At 65.7% G+C, this 15413-nt stretch carries 16 protein-coding genes; 3 read left to right on the top strand and 13 right to left on the bottom strand.

Going from position 1 to position 15413, the window contains the following annotated elements:
- Nucleotides 1-38 precede the first annotated feature (38 nt).
- The 11 genes from PTE31013_RS02495 to PTE31013_RS02445 all read right to left on the bottom strand — a co-directional run bounded on the left by PTE31013_RS02495 (nucleotide 39) and on the right by PTE31013_RS02445 (nucleotide 10657).
- Nucleotides 39-311: a DUF493 family protein gene (locus PTE31013_RS02495; protein WP_150611235.1), complete on the bottom strand. Its 273-nt coding sequence runs from the start codon at nucleotides 309-311 to the stop codon at nucleotides 39-41.
- Nucleotides 308-1156 (bottom strand): D-amino acid aminotransferase, encoded by an 849-nt coding sequence (locus tag PTE31013_RS02490; protein WP_150611234.1) that lies wholly within the window; start codon nucleotides 1154-1156, stop codon nucleotides 308-310. Before PTE31013_RS02490 ends, PTE31013_RS02495 begins: the two co-directional genes overlap by 4 nt.
- Nucleotides 1157-1158: 2 nt before the next feature.
- Nucleotides 1159-2346 (bottom strand): D-alanyl-D-alanine carboxypeptidase family protein, encoded by a 1188-nt coding sequence (locus PTE31013_RS02485; RefSeq protein ID WP_150611233.1) that lies wholly within the window; start codon nucleotides 2344-2346, stop codon nucleotides 1159-1161.
- A 252-nt stretch (nucleotides 2347-2598) separates the two neighbouring features.
- Entirely contained in the window at nucleotides 2599-3228 is a 630-nt protein-coding gene (locus PTE31013_RS02480) for an alpha/beta hydrolase (RefSeq protein ID WP_150611232.1), read from the bottom strand.
- Nucleotides 3229-3297: 69 nt separating this feature from the next.
- Nucleotides 3298-3627 carry a (2Fe-2S) ferredoxin domain-containing protein gene (locus PTE31013_RS02475; RefSeq protein ID WP_150611231.1) on the bottom strand — a complete coding sequence of 110 codons (330 nt, stop codon included), beginning with the start codon at nucleotides 3625-3627 and terminating at the stop codon, nucleotides 3298-3300.
- A 175-nt stretch (nucleotides 3628-3802) separates the two neighbouring features.
- The gene (locus PTE31013_RS02470) at nucleotides 3803-5344 is read right to left on the bottom strand and encodes an MFS transporter (protein WP_150611230.1); all 1542 of its coding nucleotides are present in this window, start codon (nucleotides 5342-5344) and stop codon (nucleotides 3803-3805) included.
- 198 nt (nucleotides 5345-5542) lie between these two features.
- Entirely contained in the window at nucleotides 5543-6715 is a 1173-nt protein-coding gene (locus PTE31013_RS02465) for a VanZ family protein (protein WP_150611229.1), read from the bottom strand.
- 13 nt (nucleotides 6716-6728) lie between these two features.
- A complete protein-coding gene (locus tag PTE31013_RS02460; protein WP_174978404.1) occupies nucleotides 6729-7571 on the bottom strand; it encodes an ABC-type transport auxiliary lipoprotein family protein in 843 nt (280 codons plus the stop codon).
- A 32-nt stretch (nucleotides 7572-7603) separates the two neighbouring features.
- The gene (locus PTE31013_RS02455; protein WP_150611227.1) at nucleotides 7604-8563 is read right to left on the bottom strand and encodes an MlaD family protein; all 960 of its coding nucleotides are present in this window, start codon (nucleotides 8561-8563) and stop codon (nucleotides 7604-7606) included.
- Complete coding sequence (locus PTE31013_RS02450) at nucleotides 8553-9536, bottom strand: ABC transporter ATP-binding protein (protein ID WP_150611226.1); 984 nt, start codon at nucleotides 9534-9536, stop codon at nucleotides 8553-8555. The genes PTE31013_RS02455 and PTE31013_RS02450 overlap by 11 nt, the downstream gene beginning before the upstream one ends.
- Nucleotides 9536-10657, bottom strand: coding sequence for an MlaE family ABC transporter permease (locus PTE31013_RS02445; protein ID WP_150611225.1), 1122 nt, complete (start codon nucleotides 10655-10657; stop codon nucleotides 9536-9538). The genes PTE31013_RS02450 and PTE31013_RS02445 overlap by 1 nt, the downstream gene beginning before the upstream one ends.
- 205 nt (nucleotides 10658-10862) lie before the next feature.
- Here PTE31013_RS02445 and PTE31013_RS02440 point away from each other — a divergent pair, with 205 nt between their 5' ends.
- The 3 genes from PTE31013_RS02440 to PTE31013_RS02430 are packed head-to-tail and all read left to right on the top strand — an operon-like array spanning nucleotide 10863 to nucleotide 13820.
- Nucleotides 10863-11858 (top strand): biotin--[acetyl-CoA-carboxylase] ligase, encoded by a 996-nt coding sequence (locus PTE31013_RS02440; RefSeq protein WP_150611224.1) that lies wholly within the window; start codon nucleotides 10863-10865, stop codon nucleotides 11856-11858.
- A complete protein-coding gene (locus PTE31013_RS02435; protein ID WP_150611223.1) occupies nucleotides 11858-12928 on the top strand; it encodes a type III pantothenate kinase in 1071 nt (356 codons plus the stop codon). The genes PTE31013_RS02440 and PTE31013_RS02435 overlap by 1 nt, the downstream gene beginning before the upstream one ends.
- On the top strand, nucleotides 12900-13820 hold the full coding sequence (locus tag PTE31013_RS02430; RefSeq protein WP_150611222.1) for an SPOR domain-containing protein: 921 nt from the start codon (nucleotides 12900-12902) through the stop codon (nucleotides 13818-13820). Before PTE31013_RS02435 ends, PTE31013_RS02430 begins: the two co-directional genes overlap by 29 nt.
- 83 nt (nucleotides 13821-13903) lie before the next feature.
- Here PTE31013_RS02430 and PTE31013_RS02425 read toward each other — a convergent pair whose 3' ends face one another.
- Entirely contained in the window at nucleotides 13904-14911 is a 1008-nt protein-coding gene (locus PTE31013_RS02425) for an asparaginase (RefSeq protein ID WP_150611221.1), read from the bottom strand.
- Complete coding sequence (rfaE2, locus tag PTE31013_RS02420) at nucleotides 14908-15411, bottom strand: D-glycero-beta-D-manno-heptose 1-phosphate adenylyltransferase (protein ID WP_150611220.1); 504 nt, start codon at nucleotides 15409-15411, stop codon at nucleotides 14908-14910. The genes PTE31013_RS02425 and rfaE2 overlap by 4 nt, the downstream gene beginning before the upstream one ends.
- Between the last annotated feature and the right edge of the window lie 2 nt (nucleotides 15412-15413).

The following is a 15413-nucleotide window of genomic DNA, read 5'->3' as shown; positions in this document are numbered from 1 at the left end:
CGAAGCGAGCGGTTGCCCCCACGGCCACAGTCCGCTCGTTACAGCACCACCTTGACCATCGGATGCCCAGTCAGCGCACGATAGATATCGTCGAGATGGGCTTTCGAATGGGCGCGCACCGTGACCGTCAGGCCGAGGTATTTGCCTGTACTGGACGGACGCATCTCCACGGTCGCGGCGTCGAATTCCGCATCGAACTCACGCAGCAGCGCCACGATGGCGTCAGCGAAACCATCCTGCGTCGACCCCATCACCTTGATGGGAAAGTCGCACGGAAACTCGAGCAGGCTTTCCTTCTTTTCCGTGGTCATAGTGCCTCCTTGGCGCGTTGATAGGCCGCGTACAGCGCTTGGAAGACGGGGCCCGGCCTGCCATCGCCCACGGGCTTGCCGTCGAGCGTGACGACCGCCAGCACTTCCTTGGTGGCCGACGTGATGAGCAGCTCGTCGGCGTTGCGCACGTCCGCTTCGCTGACGGGACACTCATGGAACCGAACGCCGCATTCGCGGGCAAGCGCTTCGAGCACGCCATATCGAACGCCTTCCAAGATTCGATTGTCGCGCACCGGCGCGAACATTTCACCGCCCTTGACGACCCACACATTGCTCGACGACGCCTCGGTCAGATTCCCGTCGCGGAACTGGATCGTTTCCTGAACGTCGTGGTCGGCTGCGTACTGCGCCATCAGCACATTACCCAGCAGCGATGTCGACTTGATATGGCAATTCAGCCAGCGTCGATCCTCATGGGTGACCGCCCCCACCCCTTGCTCCACCTTGTCGCGGCTGGGCAGCGTGAGCGGCGTCGCAATGCCGAACACCGTGGGCACGATGTCCTTCGGGAACGTGTGCTGTCGCGGCGCCACGCCTCGCGTGACCTGCACGTAGACGCTGTGCGGATCGGCCGAACACGTGGCCGACAGGCGGGCGAAGAGCGCCTCCCATTCGGCCCGCGTGTACGGATTGGCGATGCGGATTTCGGCGAGGCTGCGCTCGAGCCGGTCCAGATGCTGCGCAAGACGGAAGGGCTTGCCGCGATAGACCGGCACGACTTCGTAAATGCCGTCGCCAAACAGGAAACCGCGATCGAGGACGGAGATTTTCGCGTCGCCGAGCGGGATCAGGTCGCCATTGAGCCAGACGGTGGGGTTATCCATGTTTACTTCTTCACGAACATCAGGCGCAGCGCATCCCATGCGCGGCCGATGAAGCTGGCCTGCGCGACATCTGCGAGTGCCACGACCGGGAATTCGGCCAACGACTTGCCATCGGCCATCACCTTGACGGTACCGACCGGTGCGCCGTTGGCGATCGGTGCGATCAGCGGCTCGCGCAGTTCGAGTTGCGGCTTGATCTTGTCGGCCATGCCCTTGGGCACGGTGATGAAGGTGTCCTTCTTCACACCGATCTTCAGCTCACTGTCCTTGCCCTTCCAGACCTTGGGCGTCGCCACGACCTGATTGGCACCGTACACGCGCAGCGTGTCGAAGTTCTGGTACCCATAGTTCAGCGCCGAGAGGCTGTCCTGCACGCGCGCGCGCTCGGTCGGCTCGCCCACGACCACGGACAGCACGCGACGGTTCACACCCGCGGCGCCCGGCATCGGTCGCGACGCTGTCGCCACGAGGCAGTATCCCGCTTCCTTCGTGTGACCGGTCTTCAGGCCGTCGACCGTCGGATCGAGGTACAGCAGACGATTACGATTCGGCTGGCGAATGTTGTTGTACGTGAAGCTCTTCTCCGAATAGATCTTGTAGTACTCGGGGAAGTCCTGAATCAGGTGCGTCGACACCGCCGCGATATCGGCCACCGTCGTGTAATGCTGCGGATCGGTCAGCCCATCGACGTTCGCATAGTGGGTGTGCTTCAGGCCCATGCGCTGCGCCGCGCGATTCATCAATTCGACGAAGCCCTGCTGCGAGCCGCCGACGAGTTCGGCCAGCGCGATCGACGCGTCGTTGCCCGACTGCACGATCATGCCGTAGATGAGATCGTGCACCGAAACCGGCTTGCCGGCCTCGATGAACGTGCGCGATTCGTCGCGCCCCACCTTGCGAACCGAATCGCCCGGAATGACGGTCTGCTCCATCGAAATGCGCTTGTCGCGCAGGGCTTCGAAAATCACGTACGACGTCATGATCTTCGTGAGGGATGCCGGCTCCACGCGGGCATCCGCGTCACCGGCGGCCAGCACCTGCCCGCTGTTGACGTCGACGATCGTCCACGCCTTGGCCGACATCGGCGGCGGCGGAATCTGTTGGGCACGAGCGGGAAGCGCGACAAGCGAGCCGCAAGCGACGAGCGCAGCCGCGGCGGCGGCACGGGACAGCGAAGCGTTGAATTTCATGGGCGATGAGGAAAACGATGTGAGACTCAGGGGCATCTACGCTTGAATAAGCACCGTGCAACCGACACGCAGACGAGCGTGCGGCACGGCGAAGAAGACGGCGGCACCGGAGCGCCGGAGCCATGCCTGTCGGGACCATAGACCCGGCAATGCACGACAAGGTTCAGGGCCGAATTATACCCGTCGCGATTTCGCGCCCCCAGCGCAGCGGGCCTGGACGGTCGAAATCGGCCGGAATTCGACCCGGGTGTATCAATGACGCCACGCGTCGACCACGAGCTGTTTCAACAGGGGTAACAGGCCGTGGAAAAAGTGCTCGCCGCCCGGAATGACCACGACGGGCAGCGTCTGGGGACGGGCCCAGTCCAGCACCGACTGCAGCGGCACCGTATCGTCCAGTTCGCCGTGAATGACCAGCGTGTCGGCCGGCACCGTCGCCACCTCCCAGTTGCTCGCCGCCGTGCCCACGAACACCAGACGCTGCGCGGGCGTGCCCGCCGCCTCCAGCGTCTTCGCGACATGCGAGAGCACGAACGTGCCGAACGAGAAGCCGGCGAGTGCGAGCGGCAACGTCTCCCAGCCCGGCTGCCGGCGCATCCAGTCGATGACGGCGAGCAAGTCGTCGCGCTCGCCGATCCCTTTGTCGTGTTCGCCCACCGACTTGCCGACGCCGCGAAAGTTCGGGCGCACCACGGCGTAGCCCAGTTGGACGAACGCCCGGGCGAGCGTCTGGGCAACCTTGTTGTCGAGCGTGCCGCCGAACAGCGGGTGCGGATGGGCGACGAGCGTGATGCCACGCGGCGCGCCGGACGGACGGTCAATGGCGATTTCGATGGCGCCGACCGGGCCGTCGATGGTGAAGCGTTCAGTCTGGGCGTTCATGGGCAATGGTGGGCTGAAGTGCGGCGAGGCCCATGCGCAACGCGCAGGGCGGTGCGTCTGTCGCCGGGATCAGTCGATCAGCAGACGCTCGACGATCTCGCCTTGCGCCAGATGCTTTTCGACGATCTCGTCGATATCGGTTTCGTCGATATACGTGTACCAGGTCCCTTCGGGATAGATCACCACGACAGGCCCTTGCTCACAGCGATCGAGGCATCCGGCCTTGTTCACCCGCACCTTGCCGGGACCGGCCAGGCCGAGTTGCTTGACCTTCGCCTTGGCGTACTCCTGCATCGCCTGCGCGTTGCAGTTGGCGCAGGAAGGGCGATCGGCGCCGGGTTCGCGCTGATTCAGGCAGAAAAACACGTGGTGCTGGTAGTACTGCGGCTGGGTGGCCATGTCGGGACTTTGGCGGAGTGGCAACGTATTGCGGGCCATTCTAACCGACCTGCCCGCGCATTGCGGGGACGGTGCCCATGCGCTCATGGAGCGCCGCGTGGCAGGAACTGCGGAAATGCGAAATCCGGGACATCTGGGACGTCCGGTTACGCGCGCGACGACGCCCGTCCGGTCCTCAGCGCAGGCGTCGCTGCACGGCCATGAAGAGCGCGCAGACCGCCGCCAGGCACGCGAAGCCGAAGAACACATTCACGCATGCGAGCACCAGTGCCTGCTGCGACGCAAGGCCGCCCACCCAGGCCGACGCCATGTGCGCGGCGGTCGTCGCATCGACGCTCGCGCCGAACACCTGCTGCGCCTGCGCGACGGCCGCGTTGTACGCGGGGTTGAGCGGCGTCATCGACGGCGTGAGTTGATGCATGAAGACGGCCTGCCGGTCCTGCATCAGCACGGCCATGACCGACACCGACATCGAACTCACCAACTGGCGCACGATGTTCTTCGTCTGATACCCATGCTGGAACACGTATTCGTCCATGCCGCGAAACGTCAGCTCGGCGATCGGGATCATGGCAAATACACCACCGAGCCCGCTCAGCACCATGGGCAGGATCAGCCACCGGCTCGACACGCCCTGATAGCTTCGCGAGAGCAGAAAGGCATAGCCGAGCAGGCACAGGTAGCCGAACAACACCCATGGCTTGAGCCGCACGAACTTCGGACGCGACAACGTGTAGATCACGGCCGCGACGAGACTCGTCACCGAGGCCACCGCCTGCAGATACCCCGTGTGCTCCACGCTCCATTTCAGTCCTTGCTGCATGTAGATCGGGAACAGATACGAGGTCGAATAGGAAAAGAAGTAGTAGACGGCGTAGCCGCCCAACCCGAGCACGTAGACCGGATTGCGCACCAGCACGCGAAAGTCGATCAGCGGCTTGTGATGCGAGTATTGATGCCACATGTAGCCCATCGCGCAGATCGCCCCCACCAGGCACAGTTCGAGCAGTTGCAGGGGATTGGAGAAGAAGTCGAAGCGCGAGCGTTGCATCATCACTTCGACGAACAACACACCCGCGGCAAAGAAGACGATGCCGCGCATCTCGAACTCGCCCTCGTCGCCCAATCGCTCGCGAAAATCCGGGATGACGAGCCACGAGGCGATCGCGCCCGCGAGTGCGATCGGCACCACGGCGAAGAACACCGAGGACCAGACGAAGTGATCGACGAGATAGCTCGCGAGCAGTGGCGCGGAGATTTGTCCGCCGAAGAAGCCGTAGGTAAAGAAGAGCAACGCCCGCAGTCGAAGCGCGGGCGCGAAGCACAGGTTGATGAGAATTCGGCTGGCGGTAAACAGCGATCCCGCACCCAATCCGAGGACAAAACGTGCTATCGCGAGCTGCGTCGGCGTGTGCGCCATGCTGCACAGCCACGCCCCAAACGCCATGAGCGTAAGCGCCCCGGTGACGAACGTGCGGTACCCCAGGCGCGAGGCCAGCCAGCGCTGCTTGAGAATGACGAGGATCCCCGCCACGGCGTAAAGCGTGGAGACGAAGGCGTACTCTTCGGGGGCGGCCCCGACGCCGCCCGCGATATGCGACGACGCGAACACGAACATGCCGTTCTCCAGCATTTCGATGCCGGTGGCGGCGGCAATCACGGCCATCAACACGCGCTGCCGTGTCTGGTGCGCCAACCCCAATCCCCATGAATTCATCTTTGCCTCGCCAATGAAAACCGCCCGGGATCTGCCTGCAGATGCCGGGCGGTCGCGGCACACCGAGTATCAGTGCGCCTTACATGGGAGTCTACGATTGGCGAGCGTGCCGACCAATGGGCTGGCGACCAATACGCTATTGCCGATTTGGCAACAATGGGGCGGTTCGATGGGGCTCCCAGCCGAGCGGGGCGGGCCTCAGCGCTGCGTGCCGGCGTTGCGCGCGGGACCGCGATGGCTCGGATCGAACATCGCGAGCAGATAGATCAGCGCGAGATACGGCCACGTCCAGGCGAGCCAGCGCGCCAGCACGTTGAAGTGGACGTAGCGGCCTTGCCGCCACGACTGGAGCGCCGCCTCGTAGTATGGGTTCGCCGGCAGCAGGTTGACGAGCACCAGCAGCACGACGAGCGCCGCCAGCGCGACGGCCCCGCGCAGCGCGCGCGGGCCGCGGCCCGCGACGAGCAGCACCAGCGCGCCAATGACCACCCCGTAGATGGCGCCCGCCGTCACCCAGTCGAATGCCTGCGCGGGCGAGAACTGCCACGCCGACGCGATGGCCTTGATCGCAAAGGCGCTGATGAACATCGCGCACAGCAACGGCACGCGCGGTGCCGTGCGGCGCATCGCGAGCGTGGCGAGCAACCCCGCCAGAACGGTGCCGCTGGCGCTCACCACCGTCTCCCAGAGGGCATGACTGGCGACGGCATCGAGTTCGGAAAGATAGTCCTGCAATTGCCCCAATCGGGGTATCCAGTCGATCACCAGCCCAGTGACATCGGGATCCTGCCAGAGCCAGATCTGGCGCACCAGGTCGCCGTCGCCGAAGAGGAACTGCTGGGGGTAGGCCTGCGCCCATGGCCACAGGGCCAGCAACACGAGCAGCACGCTCGCGTGCCGCTCGAACCAGGCGAAGCGCAAGTGCCGCAGCCATCCGCGATCGAGCAGCGGACTGGTGAGCGGCACCGCGATCGCACCACCAATGAGTGCGCCGAGCGCGTTCGTGACGAGATCGACATTCGACGCCACCCGCGTCGGCAAATACGTCTGCAACGCCTCGATGCCGCAGGACAGCAACGCGCCGAGCACGAATGCGGCGACGACGGCCCGCCCTCCCCGCCAAGCTGGATGCAGGGCCAGCACGGTCAACGCGCCCAGCGGCATGTACCCAAGCACGTTGATGATGACATCGAACTGCGTGATCCAGCGGGGTAACGGCGCGAACAGGTAATCGAACGGTCCCACGGCCGCGCGCTGGAATTCGAACGGATACAGGCTCGCGTAGGCGATCAGCAGTATCAGGCAAAGCAGCGCCTGACGTGTAAGCGGCGAAGCGCGGCGTTGCCAGGGTTTGACGTCCTGCTCGGTCATCGGCGGCGCGGCCCTATTGTGCGAGTGCGCCCACGGCCGGCGACGCGGCAGGCAGCGCACGCGACGGCGCTGGCGCACGTACCGATGTCGTGGCCGACGGCGCCGGCACGCGCCCGGCGAGCCATTGAATCAGTTGCGTCTGCACCGCATCGCTGGCCGCGGCTAACGCGCGCGTGCCGCCAGCGGCGTCGGCACTGACGGCGGGGGCCTGTGCCCGTAATGTCGTCTGCGCGAGCAGCTTCGGTCCGTCGAACAGCGTGGCGCGCATCTGGACGACGCCGTAGCTCGTCGACGCACTGTCGAAGTACTGCGCAAACTCCTCGAGGTCCACGCGCAACGCGGGTGCGGCGGTCGGGTCGCCCGCCGCGAGCACCGGCCGGCCGACCGACAAGGCGGCGCGCAACCGATCCCCGAAGAGCCGCGCTGGCGACGCAAGCCATCGACTGTTCGCATACCCGCGGGCCTGATCGCCATCGCTGGCAGGCAAGCGGTAGTAGATCGTGTCGACGTCGAGCCAGCTCGGCGCGTTGACCACCACTTTCAGCGGCGACATCCGCTGGCCAGCGGCCGCGGCGATGTCCGAAGACGGCGCTGCGGTATTGGTGACATTCGCAGCAGTGGCGGCAGCGGCCCCGGCATTGGTGCTGACGATGGCTGACGCGGCAGGTATCGTCGGCGGACCGAGATCGAAGCGCGTCAGCGAGGCCGACGGCGGCGAAGCGGCGCATCCCGCCATCAGCACGACCGCCGCGGCGCAAAGCCAACCCGCCGGGATCAGTGCATGCGCGCGATGGGCAGCGCCGCGCGGCGCTGCGGCAGCCTTGTGGGCTTCGATCGCGTCGGTCGGCTCAGTCATCTCCGTCTCCTGTTGCATGACAGTGTTGCGCATTATTGATGCCCTCCGCCGGGCCAGGAAAAGCCCGCTTCCCCCGGACCGGGTGGCGGCGGGGACGTGCCGAAGAGCAGCGCGCGCGGATTGCGATTGATCGTCTCGGCCGCCTGACCGACCGCTTGCGTCGTAAAGCGCAGATCGTCCGAGAGCGTGTTCAGGCGCGGCAGTGCTTCCTGTTGCAACGCGCCCTCGAACGTCTCCATGGTTCCCTGGAACGCCGCCAGACTCGACGCGGCCTGATCGGCCGCACGCCCCACGCTATCCAGGTTGCGCACGAGCGGTCCCTGAGGATCGGTCAATTGATTGGTCAGACGATGCGCCCCGGCGAGCGTGCCGGTGAGTTCGCGCAGGGTGTCCGGCAACTGCGCGGTGGCGGGCTCGAGCTGCTGCGCCACGCGATTCACGCTTTGCGCCGCCGTCTTCACGCTGTTGATCGAATCGAGCATGGCCTGCCGGTTGTCGGGCGACAGCATCGCGTTGACCGAGGACGTCGCCTCTTCGAGCTGATGCACCAGGTTGTTGCCGCGCCGCTGCAGTTCGTCCACAAAACTCGGGCGCAGTCGCAATTGTGCGACGTGCTTCTCGGACGACGGCAGCAACGTTCGGTCGTGCCCGTCGTCGTCCAGTTGCACGAAGGCCAACCCCGTCACCCCCTGATAGCTCAACGTGGCGAACGTCGACCGGGTCATCGGCGTGCCCTCGTTCACGAGAATGCGGATCAGGATCTGGCCCGGCATGCGGGGGTCGAACTTGATCGACTCGACCTTCCCGACTGCCAGCCCGCGATACCGCACGGCGGACTCCGGATTGAGCCCGGTCACATTGGTGTGCGCGACCAGATCGTAGGGCAGGCTTACGCGATTGTCGCGATTGAACCAATACACCGACGCGGCCACTGCGGCGAGCAACGCCAGCGTGAAGAGGCCCGCCATGAAAGCGTGCGATTTATTTTCCATCGTCGAGTAACTCCAAAATCCTGGCGCGCCGCGCCGCAGGCAACGCCCGCAACGCACGTCTGCCACGCTCACCGAGGAAGAAGCTGCGGATGAACGGATGATCGACACGCACCACGTCTTCCACCGGTGCATTGATGAGCACCTTGCGATCGGCGAGCACTGCCACCCGCGTGGCGAGCATCATCACCGTGTCCAGATCGTGCGTGACCATCACCACCGTCAGGCCCAGCGAGCGGTGCAGGCCGCGAATCATGTCCACGAATTCATCGGACGCCTGCGGGTCGAGCCCGGCCGTGGGCTCGTCGAGAAACAACAGTTCCGGCTCCAGCGCAATGGCCCGCGCGATCCCCACACGCTTGATCATCCCGCCCGACAACTCCGACGGCATGCGGTTGGCCATGCGCCCAGACAGCCCCACCATCTCGAGCTTGTACATCACCACATCGCGAATCAGATCTTCCGACAGCGTGTGCAGTTCTCGCAGCGGCTGCGCAATGTTGTCGAACACCGTCATCGCGGAGAACAGCGCGCCGCGCTGGAACAGCATGCCCGAGCGGCGGCGCAGCAAGTGCAAGGTGCGCCGGTCGATCGTCGTGATGTCGTGGCCGAAGACGCTGATGTGACCGTTGGTGGGCGATTCCAGCCCGATGATCTGCCGAATCAGCGTGGTCTTGCCCGAGCCCGAGCCGCCGACGAGCGCGATGATCTCGCTTTGCCACACCGTCAGGTCCAGATGCTCGTGAATCGTGTGTGAACCATAGCGCTTGGTGAGATCACGCACTTCGATCACCGGTTCCGCGTCGCTCGCCAGGCTTGACGAAACGGGAGGGCAACTCGCAGCTGCGCCGGATATCACATCGCCACCATAAGCCGACACGGCCGCCGTCACCGGCACCGATCCTGGTGCGGGTACATCCGGAACGGCTGAGGTGGCAGGCACCTTTGACCGATCGGGCACGGGGAATTTGGGCATCAGCCGATCCCCACGTTGCGGAACAGGATCGCGAAGATGGCATCGGCCAGGATGACGACGGTAATCGACGTCACCACGGACTGTGTCGTGCCTTCCCCGAGACTTTGGGTGTTCGGCTTCACGCGCATGCCGAAATGGCAAGCCACAAGCGCAATCAGCATGCCGAAGACCCCCCCTTTTCCCAGGCCGATCCACAGATTGGCAATGGGCACCGCATTGGGCAGCGTCGTGAAGAAGTAGCGCAGTCCGATGCCAAGTTCGTACTTCGCCGCGAGCGCGCCGCCGAGCAAGGCGATCATGTTCGTCCACATCACGAGCAGCGGCATGGCGATGGCCAGTGCAATGACCTTTGGCAGCACGAGCCGCAGCCCATGCGGGATGTCCATCACGCGCATGGCATCGAGTTCCTCGGTCACGCGCATCACGCCGAGTTGGGCGGTGATGGCCGATCCCGAGCGCCCTGCCACGAGAATGGCAGAAAGCACCGGGCCGAGCTCTCGGATCACCGCGAGTCCGAGGATGTTGACGATGAACGTGCTCGCCCCATACAGCTTGAGTTGCTGGGCCGACAGATAGGACAGCACGATGCCGATCAGGAAGGCGACGAGAGCGGTGATGCCGAGCGCCTTGGCCCCCGCGCTGTAGATATTCGCGGACATTTCCAGCCACGGCGCACGCACCGGATGGCGAATGACCCGGCCGAGATCGATCACGAAGCGTCCGAACATGGTGATGCCATCACGCAGATGATCGCCCAGCGTGAAGAGCGATGTCCCCAACCGGCTGATCGGATCGAGGCGGCGCGTAGGCGCCGGGCTCTGCCGCGAGCGGTCGAATTCGGCGAGGTGATCGAAGAGCGCGCGCTGTGTCGGCGTGAGCGCGATGCGCTCCGGAAACCGGCGTTGCCAATAGCGCCACAGCGCCTGCGCGCCGACATGGTCGAGCCGCTCGATGCTGGTCAGATCCCACGCCAGATCGCCCTGCGGCAGCGCATCCACCAGGCGCAGCAGCATTTTCTTGCGCTGCGAGAGTGCCAGCGCTGTCCACAGGCCGCGAAGCATGACCACCGGGCCTTGTGCCGAGGTGGTGAGCTCGAGAGTGGGCACGGCATCGAGGTTCAAAACAGACGATCTCCTGGCTATCAACCCGCTGAAATCCGGCAAAACGCGGTCATTGTACGGTACAGGGGCGACCGGTCGATGGCAACCCGGCGCCAACTGAAAACGCCGCGGAACCTGCTCATTTGGGACTCGGACAATACCGAAAAGCGGCAATGGATGCAGCGCAGACCGGCGCGGCGCCAGCCTCGCCGCTACAATAGCAGCCATGAATAACGCCGCCCCCTCCTCACCGATCGACACCCCCGCCGCCACGGCGGCGGCATCGCCCGAACGCCCTGCCGAAGCGGGTGGCCAGCCGTCGCACGACACGGCGTCCCGCCAGTTGGATGGCAACCGGATTCGCTCGATTCTGGCCGCCACCTGCCCCGGCTGGCAGGCGGACATTGTCGAGGCCACCGGCTCCACGAACCTCGATCTGCTGGCCCGCCTTCGTCAGGACACGTCGTGCGCGCCCATGGTGCGCGCGGCGATGCGCCAGACGGGCGGACGCGGGCAACGCGGCCGGGCCTGGCAGAGCGTGCCGGGCGACAGCCTGACGTTCTCGCTCGCCTATGTGATGCCAGGCGGACCGGCCGAACTGGCCGGATTGTCGCTGGCGACAGGCGTCGCGGTGGTGGAAGGACTCTCGGATCTGCCGTTGTCGACGCCGCACGCGCTCGGCCTCAAATGGCCCAACGATGTGCTGCTGCGCGGCGGCAAGCTCGCCGGAATCCTGATCGAGACGATCCCGGCGGGTCCCGGGCGCATCGGCGTCGTGATCGGCATCGGCGTTAATCTTCGGCGAGCCGCAGATGTCGCCGCGCGCATCGACAACGCGACGTCCGCGGGCGGCAGCGTGACGTCATCCGCCGCCGTGCCGGCCACGCCGCCCGCGGCGCTCGAATCGGTGTTGGCGGATCCGGATATGTCGTCGGTGCTGATCGCATTGGTCCAGCGTCTCGCCGCCATGCTGAATCGCTTTGCCGAGCATCGTTTCGGCGTGTTCCGCGACGACTGGGAAGCCATGCACGCGTATGGCGGTGCGCCGATTCGCATCATCGAAAATGGTCGCGATCTGTGGCGGGGAGTGGCACTCGGTGTCGATTCGCAAGGATGCCTGCGCGTTGCAACCCGGGACGGCGAACGCACTGTCGCCAGCGGCGACGTGTCCGTGCGATTGCTCGATGCGTCCGCGACGCCTGGCACCGAAGGGGGGCATTGATGACCGCCACCCGACAGGCACCGCCGCCGCGACCGGCAGACGCCGCAACGACGGCGACGACATCCGCAAACACGCGCCTCGCGAGCGCTGACCGCGCGCCGTGGCTGCTCGTCGATGCCGGCAATAGCCGAATCAAATGGGCGCTTGCGCCGGCCGCACGCCCTGAGAACTGGCGCGCGGCATTGCCCTCGTTTCTTGCCAGCGGTGCGGTCGATCACGCCGAATGGCGGACACTCGCCACGCAAATTCGCGCGGGTTGGGCTGCGCTGGCCTCGGGCTCGGGCAGCGAGGCGCACTTTGCGCCGAACATGGCACCGCTCGCCATCGGACAGGGCGGACAGAACGACGGCTTCCTCTGCCCGGCACCGGCGGGGGTCTGGCTCGCGAATGTCGCGGGCGACGCCGCAGAGCAAGCCGTGCGCCTGACACTGCAAACGCTGTGGGGCGCGGCATCGGTCGATTGGCTGCAAGTCTTGCGCGCGAGCGGATCGCGGGCGGGCGTACGCAACGGCTATCACGTCCCCACCCAGCTCGGCGGCGACCGTTGGGCAAGCCTGATCGGCGCACACGCGGCATGGCCCGGCGAACATCTGCTGATCGTCACGTTGGGCACGGCCACCACCGTAGAAGCCTTGCATGCAGATGGCGATTACCTTGGCGGACTGATCGCCCCGGGGCCTGCGCTGATGCTCCAGTCGCTGGCCCAAGGCACCGCGCAATTACCAACGCTCGACGCCACCCTGCCCCCCGGCGGGCAGGCGTTCGCGCGCAGTACCTCCGATGCCATCCTGCGCGGGTGCGCCGCGGCACAGGCCGGTCTCGTAGAGCGCAGTCACGCACAATTGCAGTCGCAACTCGGCGCGCCCGTCCGTTGCGTGCTCGCGGGTGGCGCGCGCCAGGCGCTTGCGCACACCCTGACCCTGCCCTTCACCGAACACGATCAACTGGTACCGACCGGTTTATACGAGGTGGCGCTTCGTGCCGCCGAGTCCGGCGCAACCGTCCCCCGCATGACCGATATTTCGGTATCCGCACCGCACGATGCCGACCATTCCGCAGGGGGTGCGTGAGATGCTGCGTGCGCTGTTGCTTGTCATGTTCCTCACGGCGAACGCAGCACTCGCCGCCGTTCAGTTCGGCTGGCTGAAATGGCGCGATGTGCTGCCGGCAACCGGCCGCGAACCGGCGCGCATCGAGAAGCAACTCGAGCCGGAACGCATTCGATTGACGGGGGCAGCGATCAGCGGTCAGTCGCCTGCGGCCGCCGCTTCCGACACCACCCCCGCCTCGGGCGGGGTTCGCGATGCGCAAGCCTCGCGCGTTGAGGCTTCCCCCGGGGTGTCCGGAACGTCCGCATTGTCTTCCTCATCCGCGCCGTCCGCATTGGCGTTGACGACCCTGGCCGCAAACCAGGCGGCCGCCACCGCGACACCGAACGCGGTATCGGGCGATGCGGCAGCCTCGCAGGCCGCCGCGACCGTCGCGTCCCTCTGCCTGGATGTCGGCCCGTTCACCGCCAGCGACGCTCAACAAGCGCGCGGCCTGTTGCTCGCGGCATTGCCCGCAGGGCAAGGTGACATTCAATCCGTGGCGCTCGACAAGCAGTACTGGGTACATCTCGAACCGGTGCCCAACAAAGCGGCTGCCGACAAACAAGTTGCGCGGTTGCGCGCGGCAGGGGTGACGGAGTATTTCCTGCTCAACGGCGATGGCTCGACGCTCGTCGTCTCACTCGGGCTGTTCAACGACGAGGCGCGTGCGGTGCGCCTGATGGCCACCGCGCAGAAGCGGGGCATCACGCCGCAATTGAACGAAAGGCCCAATGCAAAGAGCCGGATCGTCTACCGGATCGCCGGCATCAACGCGAATGCCGCCGCCCAGATTCGCGGCGTTGTGACACAGCAGTGGTCTGCGCGGTGGGTGCGGAGTTGCCCCGCGCCGGCCGGTAGCGCGCCGGGGTAACGGTTAACTCCGGTTGGGTCGAATTGGGTCGGACTGGATCCGGTCGCGCCGCGCTGAACGGGTCTGCGTCGCGCTCAACCGATTCAGCCGACGCGCTTCAACGCCACCACGGAGCGCACCACCCCGGTGTGGATGCCCCGCGCATTTCTGATGGCGGGCGACACCCACGGCGCCAGGCCGGTCGTCTCCGGCGACTCGACCAACCCCAACGCCTTGAGGACGGCCACCGCCGCGGTATACAGCGCACGCATATTGCCATCGACGACTTTGATCGCAATGCCCAGGCCTGCGGAGCGAATGCCGATCGTCTGCACGCCATCGGCGCCGATCTTGGCCACCCAGTCCCCGGGCGCCATGCGCATGAACGCCAGATCGTTGCGCGCCGTGCCGGACACCATTTCCGGCTGCTGCGTCATGGCGGCGAACAAGGTCGAGAGGGCGGCATCGTCGCTCGCAGCGAGCCGGGCGTATGCGGCAGCGAGCTTGTCGAGTGGCAACGCGTAGTTCGGCGCCGAGCATCCGTCAATGCCCAACGCCAGCGCGTCGCCCGTCAGGCCGACGACGTCGCCGACGCGCGCGCGAATCGCCTGTTGTAGCGGATGGCCAGGATCCAGATAGGTCTCCAGCGGTAGGCCATGTTGCACACAATACGCGAGGAAACCCGCGTGCTTGCCCGAACAATTGTGATGCAGTGCCGTCGGCTTCAGATCCGCCGGCGCGCGCTTCCCGGTGGCGGAATAAAACGTCGGCGTGTGGCAGCCGCACTGCAAATGATGTTCATCGCAACCCGCTTTGCTCAGCAGGCTTCTCACGCCCTCGACGTGGAACGTCTCGCCGGAGTGGCTCGCACACAGCAGCGCCAGCTCCGGTTGTGTCAGCCCGAAATGCGCAACGCCGTCGCCCTCGACAAACGGCAGCGCCTGAAACGGCTTGAGCGTGGAGCGCGAAAACGTCAGAAACGACGGATCGCCGGCGGCGTAGCGCAGGCGCCCTTGCGCATCGACCACGGCCACCGCGCCGTAATGCACACACTCGACGGTGTCGACGCCCATGGCGCCGCGCGTGACTTCAACGAGCGGGGCCAGGTTCATGATTGGGCACGCACTTTCTTGAGCAGCGACGTCGTCGAGCGCTGATGTTCGAACGGAATGGCCAATGCCTTGCCGCCCCAGCCACGCACGAGCGCAGATTCCGGCAGCTTGTCCATCTCGTAGTCGCCGCCTTTGACGAGGATGTCGGGACGCACGGCGGCAATCAGTGCCTCAGGCGTCGATTCGCCGAACGTCACGACATAGTCGACGCTTTGCAACGCCGCGAGCAGTGCCGCGCGGTCGTTTTCGTTGTTGATCGGCCGGTCGTCGCCTTTGCCGAGCGTGCGCACCGACGCGTCGCTGTTCACGCCGACGATGAGGCACGCCCCAAGTGCGCGTGCCTGCGCAAGATAGGTCACATGGCCGCGATGCAGGATGTCGAACACGCCGTTCGTGAACACCAGCGGTCGTGGCAGCGTCGGCGCCAGCGCCGCGAGGGTCTCGCGCGAGAGAATCTTGGCCTCGAAACCGGCCGGAGGAATGACTTGGGAAGAGGACATGA

Origin of the sequence: Pandoraea terrigena (assembly GCF_902459705.1) — a bacterium.
GTDB classification, from domain to species: domain Bacteria; phylum Pseudomonadota; class Gammaproteobacteria; order Burkholderiales; family Burkholderiaceae; genus Pandoraea; species Pandoraea terrigena.
This window is presented reverse-complemented; position numbering and strand designations above follow the sequence as displayed.

Excerpts from the sequence above, each read along its gene's own strand:
- PTE31013_RS02495 (WP_150611235.1), bottom strand. The coding sequence starts at position 311 with ATGACCACGGAAAAGAAGGAAAGCCTGCTCGAGTTTCCGTGCGACTTT.
- PTE31013_RS02490 (WP_150611234.1), bottom strand. The coding sequence starts at position 1,156 with ATGGATAACCCCACCGTCTGGCTCAATGGCGACCTGATCCCGCTCGGC.
- PTE31013_RS02485 (WP_150611233.1), bottom strand. The coding sequence starts at position 2,346 with ATGAAATTCAACGCTTCGCTGTCCCGTGCCGCCGCCGCGGCTGCGCTC.
- PTE31013_RS02480 (WP_150611232.1), bottom strand. The coding sequence starts at position 3,228 with ATGAACGCCCAGACTGAACGCTTCACCATCGACGGCCCGGTCGGCGCC.
- PTE31013_RS02475 (WP_150611231.1), bottom strand. The coding sequence starts at position 3,627 with ATGGCCACCCAGCCGCAGTACTACCAGCACCACGTGTTTTTCTGCCTG.
- PTE31013_RS02470 (WP_150611230.1), bottom strand. The coding sequence starts at position 5,344 with ATGAATTCATGGGGATTGGGGTTGGCGCACCAGACACGGCAGCGCGTG.
- PTE31013_RS02465 (WP_150611229.1), bottom strand. The coding sequence starts at position 6,715 with ATGACCGAGCAGGACGTCAAACCCTGGCAACGCCGCGCTTCGCCGCTT.
- PTE31013_RS02460 (WP_174978404.1), bottom strand. The coding sequence starts at position 7,571 with ATGACTGAGCCGACCGACGCGATCGAAGCCCACAAGGCTGCCGCAGCG.
- PTE31013_RS02455 (WP_150611227.1), bottom strand. The coding sequence starts at position 8,563 with ATGGAAAATAAATCGCACGCTTTCATGGCGGGCCTCTTCACGCTGGCG.
- PTE31013_RS02450 (WP_150611226.1), bottom strand. The coding sequence starts at position 9,536 with ATGCCCAAATTCCCCGTGCCCGATCGGTCAAAGGTGCCTGCCACCTCA.
- PTE31013_RS02440 (WP_150611224.1), top strand. The coding sequence starts at position 10,863 with ATGAATAACGCCGCCCCCTCCTCACCGATCGACACCCCCGCCGCCACG.
- PTE31013_RS02435 (WP_150611223.1), top strand. The coding sequence starts at position 11,858 with ATGACCGCCACCCGACAGGCACCGCCGCCGCGACCGGCAGACGCCGCA.
- PTE31013_RS02430 (WP_150611222.1), top strand. The coding sequence starts at position 12,900 with ATGCCGACCATTCCGCAGGGGGTGCGTGAGATGCTGCGTGCGCTGTTG.
- PTE31013_RS02425 (WP_150611221.1), bottom strand. The coding sequence starts at position 14,911 with ATGAACCTGGCCCCGCTCGTTGAAGTCACGCGCGGCGCCATGGGCGTC.
- rfaE2 (WP_150611220.1), bottom strand. The coding sequence starts at position 15,411 with ATGTCCTCTTCCCAAGTCATTCCTCCGGCCGGTTTCGAGGCCAAGATT.